Source organism: Fusobacterium sp., from assembly GCF_032477075.1.
Classification (GTDB): domain Bacteria; phylum Fusobacteriota; class Fusobacteriia; order Fusobacteriales; family Fusobacteriaceae; genus Fusobacterium_A.
In genome coordinates this window covers 81,538-91,863 of sequence record NZ_JAWDXO010000008.1, presented here as the reverse complement: position 1 = coordinate 91,863, position 10,326 = coordinate 81,538, and the positions used below count along the sequence as shown (strand labels likewise).

The 10,326-nt window shown below is 29.5% G+C and carries 14 protein-coding genes and 1 tRNA gene; 12 read left to right on the top strand and 3 right to left on the bottom strand.

The window, feature by feature from the left end:
- The first annotated feature begins 17 nt into the window (after positions 1-17).
- A tRNA-Asn gene (locus E6771_RS05440) sits at positions 18-93 on the top strand.
- 128 nt (positions 94-221) lie between these two features.
- A complete protein-coding gene (locus E6771_RS05435) occupies positions 222-782 on the top strand; it encodes a nitroreductase family protein (protein ID WP_316090133.1) in 561 nt (186 codons plus the stop codon).
- Between the two features lie 50 nt (positions 783-832).
- Here the strand turns inward: E6771_RS05435 and E6771_RS05430 are convergent, their stop codons facing one another.
- From E6771_RS05430 to E6771_RS05420, 3 genes are read right to left on the bottom strand one after another with little or no spacing between them, the layout of a single operon-like run.
- The gene (locus tag E6771_RS05430) at positions 833-1,531 is read right to left on the bottom strand and encodes a hypothetical protein (protein WP_316090132.1); all 699 of its coding nucleotides are present in this window, start codon (positions 1,529-1,531) and stop codon (positions 833-835) included.
- An 18-nt stretch (positions 1,532-1,549) separates the two neighbouring features.
- Positions 1,550-2,017 carry a hypothetical protein gene (locus E6771_RS05425; protein WP_316090131.1) on the bottom strand — a complete coding sequence of 156 codons (468 nt, stop codon included), beginning with the start codon at positions 2,015-2,017 and terminating at the stop codon, positions 1,550-1,552.
- 56 nt (positions 2,018-2,073) lie between these two features.
- Entirely contained in the window at positions 2,074-2,523 is a 450-nt protein-coding gene (locus tag E6771_RS05420) for a hypothetical protein (protein WP_316090130.1), read from the bottom strand.
- Positions 2,524-2,827: 304 nt separating this feature from the next.
- Between E6771_RS05420 and rplS the strand changes: the two genes are divergently transcribed.
- The 10 genes from rplS to atpB all read left to right on the top strand — a co-directional run bounded on the left by rplS (position 2,828) and on the right by atpB (position 10,295).
- Positions 2,828-3,178: a 50S ribosomal protein L19 gene (rplS, locus tag E6771_RS05415; RefSeq protein ID WP_316090128.1), complete on the top strand. Its 351-nt coding sequence runs from the start codon at positions 2,828-2,830 to the stop codon at positions 3,176-3,178.
- A 114-nt stretch (positions 3,179-3,292) separates the two neighbouring features.
- Entirely contained in the window at positions 3,293-4,219 is a 927-nt protein-coding gene (gene lepB, locus E6771_RS05410) for a signal peptidase I (protein WP_316090127.1), read from the top strand.
- A gap of 9 nt (positions 4,220-4,228) precedes the next feature.
- Complete coding sequence (rimI, locus tag E6771_RS05405; protein WP_316090126.1) at positions 4,229-4,651, top strand: ribosomal protein S18-alanine N-acetyltransferase; 423 nt, start codon at positions 4,229-4,231, stop codon at positions 4,649-4,651.
- Positions 4,652-4,728: 77 nt separating this feature from the next.
- Positions 4,729-6,162, top strand: a complete 1,434-nt coding sequence (gene purB / locus E6771_RS05400) for an adenylosuccinate lyase (RefSeq protein WP_316090125.1) — start codon at positions 4,729-4,731, stop codon at positions 6,160-6,162.
- 2 nt (positions 6,163-6,164) lie between these two features.
- The gene (locus tag E6771_RS05395; protein ID WP_410054667.1) at positions 6,165-6,680 is read left to right on the top strand and encodes a Gx transporter family protein; all 516 of its coding nucleotides are present in this window, start codon (positions 6,165-6,167) and stop codon (positions 6,678-6,680) included.
- Positions 6,677-8,032: a phosphoglucosamine mutase gene (glmM, locus tag E6771_RS05390; RefSeq protein WP_316090124.1), complete on the top strand. Its 1,356-nt coding sequence runs from the start codon at positions 6,677-6,679 to the stop codon at positions 8,030-8,032. Before E6771_RS05395 ends, glmM begins: the two co-directional genes overlap by 4 nt.
- Before the next feature lie 16 nt (positions 8,033-8,048).
- Positions 8,049-8,756 (top strand): class I SAM-dependent methyltransferase, encoded by a 708-nt coding sequence (locus E6771_RS05385; RefSeq protein WP_316090123.1) that lies wholly within the window; start codon positions 8,049-8,051, stop codon positions 8,754-8,756.
- A 61-nt stretch (positions 8,757-8,817) separates the two neighbouring features.
- Complete coding sequence (locus E6771_RS16045) at positions 8,818-9,072, top strand: AtpZ/AtpI family protein (RefSeq protein ID WP_410054666.1); 255 nt, start codon at positions 8,818-8,820, stop codon at positions 9,070-9,072.
- A 13-nt stretch (positions 9,073-9,085) separates the two neighbouring features.
- Positions 9,086-9,463: an ATPase gene (locus E6771_RS05380; protein WP_316090122.1), complete on the top strand. Its 378-nt coding sequence runs from the start codon at positions 9,086-9,088 to the stop codon at positions 9,461-9,463.
- A gap of 25 nt (positions 9,464-9,488) precedes the next feature.
- Positions 9,489-10,295: a F0F1 ATP synthase subunit A gene (atpB, locus tag E6771_RS05375; protein WP_316090121.1), complete on the top strand. Its 807-nt coding sequence runs from the start codon at positions 9,489-9,491 to the stop codon at positions 10,293-10,295.
- The last annotated feature ends 31 nt before the right edge of the window (positions 10,296-10,326 follow it).

The following is a 10,326-nucleotide window of genomic DNA, read 5'->3' as shown; positions in this document are numbered from 1 at the left end:
GCCAAGCTCAAATGAGTGCTTCCTTAGCTCAGTCGGTAGAGCATGCGGCTGTTAACCGCAGTGTCAATGGTTCAAGTCCATTAGGAAGCGCCATTTTTTATTTTTTGGAAAATTTTATTATAGTAAAAATATAATTTAAAGACTTCATACAATAGAAGTATAGTAAATTACCAATTTCTCATGTGATATAATATAAAAAATATTATAGAGGAGGATTAATAATGAGTATAATCTCTTGTATTAATGAAAGAAGAAGTATCCGTTCATACAAAGATAAACAAATAGATGAAAAAATAATAAATGAGCTTTTAGAGTTAGGAACAAAAGCAGCCACAGGTTCTGCTATGGAACCTTGGGGTTTTGTTGTTATACAGGATAAAGAAGAAATAAAAAGATTATCAAATGAGATAAAAAAGCATCTTATTGAAAATTTTGATACATTCCCATATTTGAAAAAATATAAAAATTGGGTTGAAAATCCAAACTATAATGTTTTTTATGATACTGGAACTTTGGTAATAATATATGGAAACACTGATTCTCATTGGAATGTTTATGATTGCTCCCTTGTAGCAGGAAATATAATGCTTGGGGCTTATGAAATGGGAATAGGAAGTTGTTGGATAGGGTTTGGGGAATATATGCTCAACACAAAAGAATTTAAAGAAAAATATAGAGTACCAGAAAATTTTCAAGTAATTTGCCCTCTTACATTAGGATATATGAAAATAAAACCAAAACCTCCTGTAAGAAAAGCACCTGTAGTATTTAATAAAAAATAAATAAAAAAAGCTGACTAATAATATAATTTTATTTTTAGTCAGCTTTTTATTTAATCATAATTTATAGATACCAATATCATGCTTTTAGGATAATATGTTACTTTAAAATCAGGAATATTTTTAATATCCAGTTTAGTGGCATGAATAGATACAGATTCTCCATCATTATAAGAGCTCATTATTTTTTCAGTATTCCATGCAATATTATCTATAACTAAATTATTACATAGTTGTTCAATCATAATAGATTTTCTTTTTTCTAATTTCAGCATGATAAGATTTGCAGAAGAATCAGTTTTTAAAAGCCATAAATAAAAATATGGTTGAGTACATACTAAATGATTATAATTCTCTTGGTAATGTATTGAGCTAAATGAAAGAATTTCTGTAACAGGACCACTCACAAAATCTTGTATAGCATATATAGGATCTTCTTTCTGAGCAAGAATCATTGTACACCAAGGAATGCAGCATATAAAACCAAGCAGAGTTATGATTTTTTGATTGAAAGATATTTTTCCATTTTTTTCTTTTTCCTGTTGTAAAAAATTATATAATTTAAAACAAATAAATATTACAGGAAATAATGCTAACTCACATGGCAGAATTATTTTATTCCAAATCAATCCTATTTTACCTGAATGCAATGGAAATAAAAACAAAGTGATAAAGATTATTCCAATAGTTAAGATTACTAAAAAACATAATACTTTATAATTATTTATTTTTCTTTCATCATATATAAACATATGCCTCACCAATTTTTTTTATTCTTCTTCTTTTATAAATTCTTCAAAAATAAAATTATTTTCCTCTATATTATATTTTAATATATAAGTTTTTTTTGCTTCTGCCTCAACTTCTATTTTTATTGGACCAGTAGTAGTTGTAGTAGTTTTCATTAGTCCTTTTCTTGTCCATGAAGCTTCAGCTTCAATAATATTTTTTCCTGGCTGAAGAAAGTATCCTAATTTCCTTTTTTCATAAAAATGAACAGGAGCTTCATTATTAATATATATAATTATTAAAGCATCTGAAAGACTTCCAAATGCAAGACGAGTATTTATCATCATTTTAGCTGAATCTGGATTTTTTTCTAAATGAGATTTTGCCTTCATTTTATTTCTTTTCAAGTATAACATTGTCAATGGAAGACCAATTAAAATATAAGCAATACATATTATAGCTATATATCTTCCAGGACCATTCCAAAATATACTGAAACTACTTTCCATAAAAACCACCCCTATAAATTTATTAGTAAAGTAATATTAACAAATAACAATTTTTTTTATTTGTTTTTCTTTGTTGTTGATATATTCACAGGCTCTTGATCATTAAATCCAAGAGCATCTAATAGTTGCAGATAACGTCCACTTCCCAGCATGCTGCAGTCAATTGTTGTACCATAGTCATTTTCATGAGTCTTTATAGTGAGATCACATGAACTGTCTCCACTGCTAGAACGAATAAGGGAATGAAAGGAACATTCACTGATTATAAATCTATGAGTTTCTTTTTTTCCACGATAAAAAATAAGGTTATCACCATTTATAACAACTCTTATATTATCAAGAACTACTGCAAAATATGTTCCCCCAAGAAAAGCTACAACTCCAAGTACTTTAGAAATAGTTGGTGAAAGGAAGAAATTTGCTATTATTGCTAATACAAATCCACCACAAACAGCAAAGAAAATATTCTTTAAAATAACCAAAGGATTACTTTTAAATTCTTTCATACTACACCTCCATGTTTTATAATTGTTAGATAGTAGTAATTTTAACATAAAAAAAATTCTAAAACTACAAAAAAAATAAAAAAGAATACATATATGATTTACTTTTTAAGTTTAAAGAATTGTTCTGTGTTGTTAAAAATATTTTTAATAAACATAAATTTTTTATGAAATAATTATTAATATATTTTTAAAAAAACAGAATTTGAATTGACATTATTCTGTTAATATGATAAACTATCTAAGTTAAAATGGATATTCCGCTTTAATAAAAATAATTAAATGAATATCTCAAGGAGGAGAAATAATGAAAGAAAAATTGATTCAATTAGTAGAACAAAACTACTTAAGAACTGACATCCCTTCATTTAAAGCTGGAGATACTATTGCAGTATACTACAAAGTAAAAGAAGGAAACAAAGAAAGAGTTCAGTTATTTGAAGGTGTGGTTATCAGAGTAAATGGTGGAGGAATTGCAAAAACTTTCACAGTTAGAAAAGTAACTGCTGGAATAGGAATAGAAAGAATAATTCCAATGAACTCTCCAATGATTGACAAGATTGAAGTATTAAAAATTGGTAGAGTTAGAAGATCTAAACTTTATTACCTTAGAGGGCTTTCTGGTAAAAAAGCTAGAATCAAAGAAATCAGAAAATAATAATGGAAGTCAAGGATTTTATCCTTGGCTTTTTTCGTTATTTGGGTATTTTTTTTTTAAAATTTGTGATAAAATGATTGTATTGGGGAAAAATCAAAATTGGAGTGATTGTAGATGGAAAAGAGCAAAGTAATACTGAACAGTATATTCTATGTAATCCTTACAGCAATATTTGTATATATATTTGTTAAAGAAAAAGCTTTAACAGATACTATAAAAATATATAGGGACAAATTTGCTGACAAGGTAATCATGGTACTTAATATAAAAGGAAAAGTTTTAAGCAAGGGTATAAGAACAACTATAAACTTGGTAGAAACAATAGGGACAGCCCTTATCTTAGTACTTATAATACAAAAATTTTATCTTGGAAATTTTCTTGTGCCTACAGGTTCAATGATACCAACTATAATGCCGAAGGATAGACTTTTTGGAAACATGCTTATTTATAAATTCAGAAAACCTCAAAGAGAAGAAATTATAGTTTTTAGAGAACCTATTCAAAATAAAGTTCTTTATACAAAGAGAGTAATGGGGCTTCCAGGAGAAACTGTAAATATAAAAAATAATCATCTTTATGTGAATGATAAAGAAATAACTACAAGAGAATATACTAATATTGGAGAAATAGGAAATGAAAAATGGATAGTCCCTAAAAAAGGGGATACTATAGAAATAATTCCTGGAAAAGATTATGGGAAATTATTTAGAGAAAATATGATTAATGTTGGGGAAGTACAGAAATATCTTGTAGATAATCCAGGGGCAGTGGGAGAAATATTGCCAGATCTTGAATTTAGAGTAAATGGTGAAAAAACAGGAATGCTTCTGGACCTTATACATGAATCTAAATATGTAAACAGAATACTTAAAGGTGAAAATGTAGCTTTAATATCTGAAAAAGATTATTACCTTGCTCTTGGAGATAATACTAATGGAAGTTATGATTCAAGAATGTGGGGATTTGTAAGTGAAGACAGAATAAAAGGAGAAGCCTTTATAAGATTCTGGCCTTTGAACAGAATAAAGCTTTTAAAATAGGAGTAAAAATTGGTAGAAGAATTAATTGATAAAAAAAATCTTTTAGAAATAGCAGAGATAGAAAAAGAGATATTTGCTAATACAGCTTTTTCTATGAAGCAATTAGAAGAAATGAAAGAGATAGAAAGGTATAGATTTTTTATCACAAAAATTGAAGAAAAAGTGGCAGGATATATAATACTTTATGATACTATTGATGTATGGGAAATAATGAAAATAGCAGTAAATAAAGAATATAGAAGAAAAGGTATAGGGGAAAAAATGATAAAATACATCTTTTCTCTTGCTCAGATACCTATAATGCTTGAAGTTAGAGAAAATAATAAGGGAGCTATAGAATTTTACAAGAAAAGCGGTTTTGAACTGATAGCTACTAGAAAAAACTATTATACTGATACAGGGGAAACAGCTTATATAATGGTCAAAAATTGATCATAGAATAAAATAGTTTTACATTATCAAAATGACAATAAAAATCTATAAATACTAAAAAGGATGGTAAATAAAAAATGAATATGAATATTTATTCAAACCCTTTAGCAGAAAGATATAGTTCAAAGGAGATGCTTGAGAATTTTTCACCTGATAAAAAATTCTCTACTTGGAGAAAACTGTGGATAGCCTTAGCTGAATCTGAAAAAGAATTAGGTCTTCATATAACTGATGAACAGATAGCAGAAATGAAAGCTAATATTTATAATATTGATTATGAACTTGCAGCAAAAAAAGAATCTGAATTTAGACATGATGTAATGGCACATGTACATACATTTGGAACACAGGCACCAAAGGCAATGCCTATAATTCATCTTGGTGCTACAAGTGCTTTTGTTGGAGATAATACAGATCTTATTCAGATAAAAGATGGATTGGATATAGTTAAAACTAAACTTATAAATGTAATATCTGAAATGTCAAAATTTGCAATGGAATATAAGGAACTTCCAACGTTAGGATTTACTCATTTTCAGGCAGCTCAGTTGACTACTGTAGGAAAAAGAGCTACTCTATGGCTTCAGAGTCTTCTTCTTGACTTGGAAGAACTTGAATTCAGAGAAAAAACTTTAAGATTTAGAGGTGTTAAAGGAACTACTGGAACACAGGCAAGTTTTAAAGAATTGTTTAATGATGATTTTTCTAAAGTAAAAGCTTTGGATGAAAAAATAACAGAGAAAATGGGATTTGATAAAAGATTCCTTGTTACTGGACAGACTTATGATAGGAAAGTTGATTCAGAAATTATGAATCTTCTTGCAAATATAGCTCAGTCAGCCCATAAGTTTACAAATGATTTAAGACTTTTACAGCATTTGAAAGAAGTTGAAGAACCATTTGAGAAGAGTCAGATTGGGTCATCAGCTATGGCTTATAAAAGAAATCCTATGAGAAGTGAAAGAATATCTTCTCTTGCAAAATTTGTAATAGCTCTTCAGCAAAGTACAGCTATGACAGCAGCAACTCAATGGTTTGAAAGAACTCTTGATGATTCAGCCAATAAGAGATTATCATTACCACAGGCTTTTCTTGCAATAGATGCTATATTGATAATTTGGAAAAATGTTCTTGATGGATTAGTAGTTTATCCAAAAATAATAGAGAAGCATTTAACGTCTGAACTTCCTTTTATGTCTACAGAGTATATCATAATGGAATGTGTAAAAAATGGTGGAGATAGGCAAGAACTTCATGAAAGAATAAGAGTTCATTCTATGGAAGCGGGAAAAATGGTAAAAATAGAAGGTAAAGAAAATGATCTTATAGAAAGAATATTAAATGATAAATACTTTAACTTAGATAAAGATAGACTGCTGAAAATTTTATCTCCTAAGAACTTTATAGGTTTTGCCCCTGAACAGACAGAGGAGTTTATAAATGTAGAGGTAAAACCAATCTTAGAAAGATATAGTGATAAACTTGGAATGAAAGCAGTGTTAAGGGTATAGGAATGAAGGAAAACAGACGAGAGATATATTTAACAGCATTAGTTTTGCTTGCATTGTATCTTTCTCTGGCAGAAAACTTTATTCCAAAACCTTTTCCTTGGATGAAAATAGGATTATCTAATATAGCTGTATTAATAGCTCTTGAAAAATTTGATTCTAAGCTTGCGATTGAGGTTGTATTGCTTAGAATCCTTATTCAGGCTCTAATGTTAGGAACTCTTTTCACCCCAGGTTTTATAATAAGTTTATCAGCTGGAGGGGCAACTACTTTGTTTATGGTTGGGCTTTATAAATTTAGGAAATACCTTTCTCTTTTAGCAATCAGTTCTCTTTCTGCCTTTCTTCACAATCTGATTCAACTTATAGTTGTATATTTTCTTATTTTTAGAAATATCACCCTATATTCAAAATCTATAATGATGTTTGTATGGGGCTTTTTGGCTATAGGTGTAGTGGCAGGAATTATAACAGGTTTTATTGGAGAAAAATTAAATTTAAGAAGAGGTAATGAATTATGAGAAAATATTTTGGAACAGACGGTATCAGAGGAGAAGCAAACAGAGATCTTACAGTAGATATAGCACTCAGATTAGGTTATGCACTGGGATATTATCTTAAGCAGAAAAAAAGTAATGGAAAAATAAAAGTTATAATGGGAAGTGATACGAGAAGGTCAGGATATATGTTAAGATCAGCTCTTACAGCAGGATTGAATTCTATGGGAGTAGATATAGACTTTGTAGGGGTTATATCTACACCAGCAGTAGCCCATATAACTAAAACTAAGGGAGCAGATGCAGGAATAATGATATCAGCTTCTCATAATCCAGCAAAAGATAATGGACTTAAAGTATTTGGTTCAAATGGATATAAACTCCCTGATGAAACAGAAGCAGAAATTGAAAGATTGATGGATAATTATGTTGAAATAACTAAAAATGCCATAGCAGGAGATGAAGTAGGAAGGTTCAAATATGCTGAAGATGAATATTTTTTATACAGAGATCATCTTCTTTCATGTGTAAAAGGTGATTTTTCTGGAATGAAAATAATAGTTGATACAGCTAATGGATCAGCTTATAGAATAGCAAGGGATGTATTTTTAGCATTGGGAGCAGAGGTTGTAGTAATAAATGATGCACCTAATGGAAGAAATATCAATGTAAAATGTGGTTCAACACATCCAGAAATACTTGCAAAAGTAGTAATTGGCTATGAAGCGGATCTTGGACTTGCATATGATGGAGATGCTGATAGACTTATGGCTGTTGATAGAAATGGGAACATAGTTGATGGAGATAAAATAATAGCTGTTTTAGCTCTTCTTATGAAGAAAAAAGGAGATTTAAAAGGAAATAAAGTAGTTACAACAGTAATGAGCAATATGGGACTTGAAAATTATTTGAAAGAAAATGGAATAGAACTATTGAGAGCAAATGTAGGAGATAGATATGTGCTTGAAAAAATGATAGCAAGTGAAGCAGCTATTGGAGGAGAACAATCAGGTCATATTATACTTTTAGAACATGCAACTACAGGAGATGGAATACTCACGTCACTAAAGTTGGTTGAAGCACTGAGAGATGAAAACAAATATATTGATGAAATGATAAAAGATATAAAGGATTGGCCTCAAAAGCTTATAAATGTAACTGTAGATAATAAAAAGAAAAATATCTGGAACCAAAATAAAAATATAACAGATTTTATAGCTGTGAAAGAAAAAGAGATGGAAGGACTGGGAAGAGTATTGGTAAGAACATCTGGAACTGAACCATTAGTAAGAGTAATGGTAGAGGGAAAAGAGATGTCTGTGGTGGAAAAAGTAGTTAATGAAATTGCTGAAATAGTAAAAAAAGAATTGGCTTAAACAAGGTGAATATATTATGTATAAATATTTTTCAAAAATTTATGATAAATTTATGGAATATTCAGATTATGGAGCATGGGAAAAGGTGGTAGAGAGTCTTATAGCAGAGGGAAAACCCAATGGAAAAGATTTGTTGGATATTGGGTGTGGAACTGGAGAACTTCTTTTAAGAATGACAAAGAATTATAATTGTCATGGATTAGACCTATCTGAAGGAATGCTCAAGATAGCAGATAGAAAGCTGAAGCACAGAGAAGTCAGATTATTTCTTGGAGATATGGTAGATTTTAATACAGGATTTCAATATGATATAATGGTAGCTCTTTTTGATACAGTAAATCATATCTTATCTACTGAAGAGCTTACAAGTCATTTTATAAGTGTAAAAAATTCTTTAAAAAATGAAGGGGTATATATTTTTGATGTAGTAGACAGAGATTTTATGAATATGATGTTTCCAAATGATATTTTTGTTGATAACAGAAAAGATTTGACTTGTATATGGGAACATGAAATAGAAGATGGAATAGACTATATTGATGCTACATATTTTGTAAAGAATGCTAAAGGAGCTTTTGATAAAGTAACTGAAAGTTATAGTAAAATGATATTTACAGAAAAAGAAATTGAAGATTCAATAAAGGCATCTGGGCTAAAGTTAATTAGAATTATGATAAATGATAAGATTGCAGGGAGACGAAATGTCTATTTGGTAAAAAGATAATATCAAAATGATAAATAAATGACAATTTATTTCCAGAATAGAAATAAAGCATTGACTAAAAATGATAAACATTATAAAATTATACAGTATAGATGGAGAATCATTCATGAAATGGATAACTAAAGAATTAATTAAGAATTTCTCATTGTTAGGGTATCTTGGCTTTTTAATAGCTGGGAATATCCTACTTTATGTATTTATATATAAAATGATTGAGAAATATTTTTTTAAAAGCACAATATTATTTATTCTATTGCTTTTAATAGGTATAGCCAGCGGCTTTTACAATGCATATAAGCTGATAATGAAAAAGTAGAAAAGGTGATGGAATGAATGATATAAAAAAAATTTTTAAAAGAGCAGCAGTTACAGCAATTATCATTCTTATATATGGAATATTAGTGAAAAGTGAATATGTCTATCTGGGAATGTTTTCAGGTAGTGTGATGTCTATTTTTCTATTCTATTTACTTTGTCTTGATATAAAATCCATAGCTGCATCTGAAAATATTTCAAGAAAAAGGGGCTTTATAGGTTATTTAAAGAGATACACTATTTATGGGGTATATCTTGGAATTATGGCTCATTTTTTTGGACTGCCAATGTTATTAGGTTCAGCAATAGGGTTATTAAATGTAAAAGCAAATATACTTTTGATAATTCTTTCTGAAAATATATTGAAGCTTAGAGATAAATATCTAAGATGACACAATGAAAGGAGGGTTTTAACAGATGAGATTAGGAGCAATAGAGTTCGTAACACCCCCTTTGGTGGAAGGACCAAAAATTGTATTTTTTCTCCCTCTTCCTGAATTTCTTCATAAGATGCCATTTGCAATGGAAATGGCCAATGGAGGATATGGGTTGCCAGTAACAATAACAGTTGTGACCACTTGGTTTATCATTTTGGCACTATTTATTTTATTTAAACTGGGAACTAAAAGACTGGAAATGATACCAGGGAAGGCTCAAATAATGCTTGAAAGTATATATGACTTTCTAGATGGCATAATTGGCCAGATGATGGGATCATGGAAGAAGAAATATTTTTCCTACATATCGACGCTTTTTTTATTTATATTCACATCTAACATAGTAACATTTTTTCCTATACCATGGTATTCTATGGAAAATGGAGTGTTTCAGTTAGCGCCAGCTTTTAGATCACCAACAGCTGATTTGAATACTACAGTGGGATTGGCATTACTTACAACATTTGCTTTTCTAAAAGCAAATATATCAACAAACGGCTTAGGAGGATATTTGAAAGGATTTGCTGAGCCAATACCAGTTATGCTTCCTTTAAACATAGTTGGAGAGTTTGCTAAACCAGTAAACATATCTGTCAGACTTTTTGGAAATATGTTTGCAGGAGGAGTTATTATGGGGCTTCTATATATGGCAGCACCAGCAATAGTTCCAGCCCCTTTACACTTGTACTTTGATTTGTTTATGGGATTAGTACAAAGTTTTGTATTTATCATGTTGAGTATGGTATATATTCAAAGCTCTTTAGGAGATACAGAGTATACAGATTAGATAAAATAATAGAATTTTAGGAGGTAATAAA

Excerpts from the sequence above, each read along its gene's own strand:
- E6771_RS05435 (WP_316090133.1), top strand. The coding sequence starts at position 222 with ATGAGTATAATCTCTTGTATTAATGAAAGAAGAAGTATCCGTTCATAC.
- E6771_RS05430 (WP_316090132.1), bottom strand. The coding sequence starts at position 1,531 with ATGTTTATATATGATGAAAGAAAAATAAATAATTATAAAGTATTATGT.
- E6771_RS05425 (WP_316090131.1), bottom strand. The coding sequence starts at position 2,017 with ATGGAAAGTAGTTTCAGTATATTTTGGAATGGTCCTGGAAGATATATA.
- E6771_RS05420 (WP_316090130.1), bottom strand. The coding sequence starts at position 2,523 with ATGAAAGAATTTAAAAGTAATCCTTTGGTTATTTTAAAGAATATTTTC.
- rplS (WP_316090128.1), top strand. The coding sequence starts at position 2,828 with ATGAAAGAAAAATTGATTCAATTAGTAGAACAAAACTACTTAAGAACT.
- lepB (WP_316090127.1), top strand. The coding sequence starts at position 3,293 with ATGGAAAAGAGCAAAGTAATACTGAACAGTATATTCTATGTAATCCTT.
- purB (WP_316090125.1), top strand. The coding sequence starts at position 4,729 with ATGAATATGAATATTTATTCAAACCCTTTAGCAGAAAGATATAGTTCA.
- E6771_RS05395 (WP_410054667.1), top strand. The coding sequence starts at position 6,165 with ATGAAGGAAAACAGACGAGAGATATATTTAACAGCATTAGTTTTGCTT.
- glmM (WP_316090124.1), top strand. The coding sequence starts at position 6,677 with ATGAGAAAATATTTTGGAACAGACGGTATCAGAGGAGAAGCAAACAGA.
- E6771_RS05385 (WP_316090123.1), top strand. The coding sequence starts at position 8,049 with ATGTATAAATATTTTTCAAAAATTTATGATAAATTTATGGAATATTCA.
- E6771_RS16045 (WP_410054666.1), top strand. The coding sequence starts at position 8,818 with ATGATAAACATTATAAAATTATACAGTATAGATGGAGAATCATTCATG.
- E6771_RS05380 (WP_316090122.1), top strand. The coding sequence starts at position 9,086 with ATGAATGATATAAAAAAAATTTTTAAAAGAGCAGCAGTTACAGCAATT.
- atpB (WP_316090121.1), top strand. The coding sequence starts at position 9,489 with ATGAGATTAGGAGCAATAGAGTTCGTAACACCCCCTTTGGTGGAAGGA.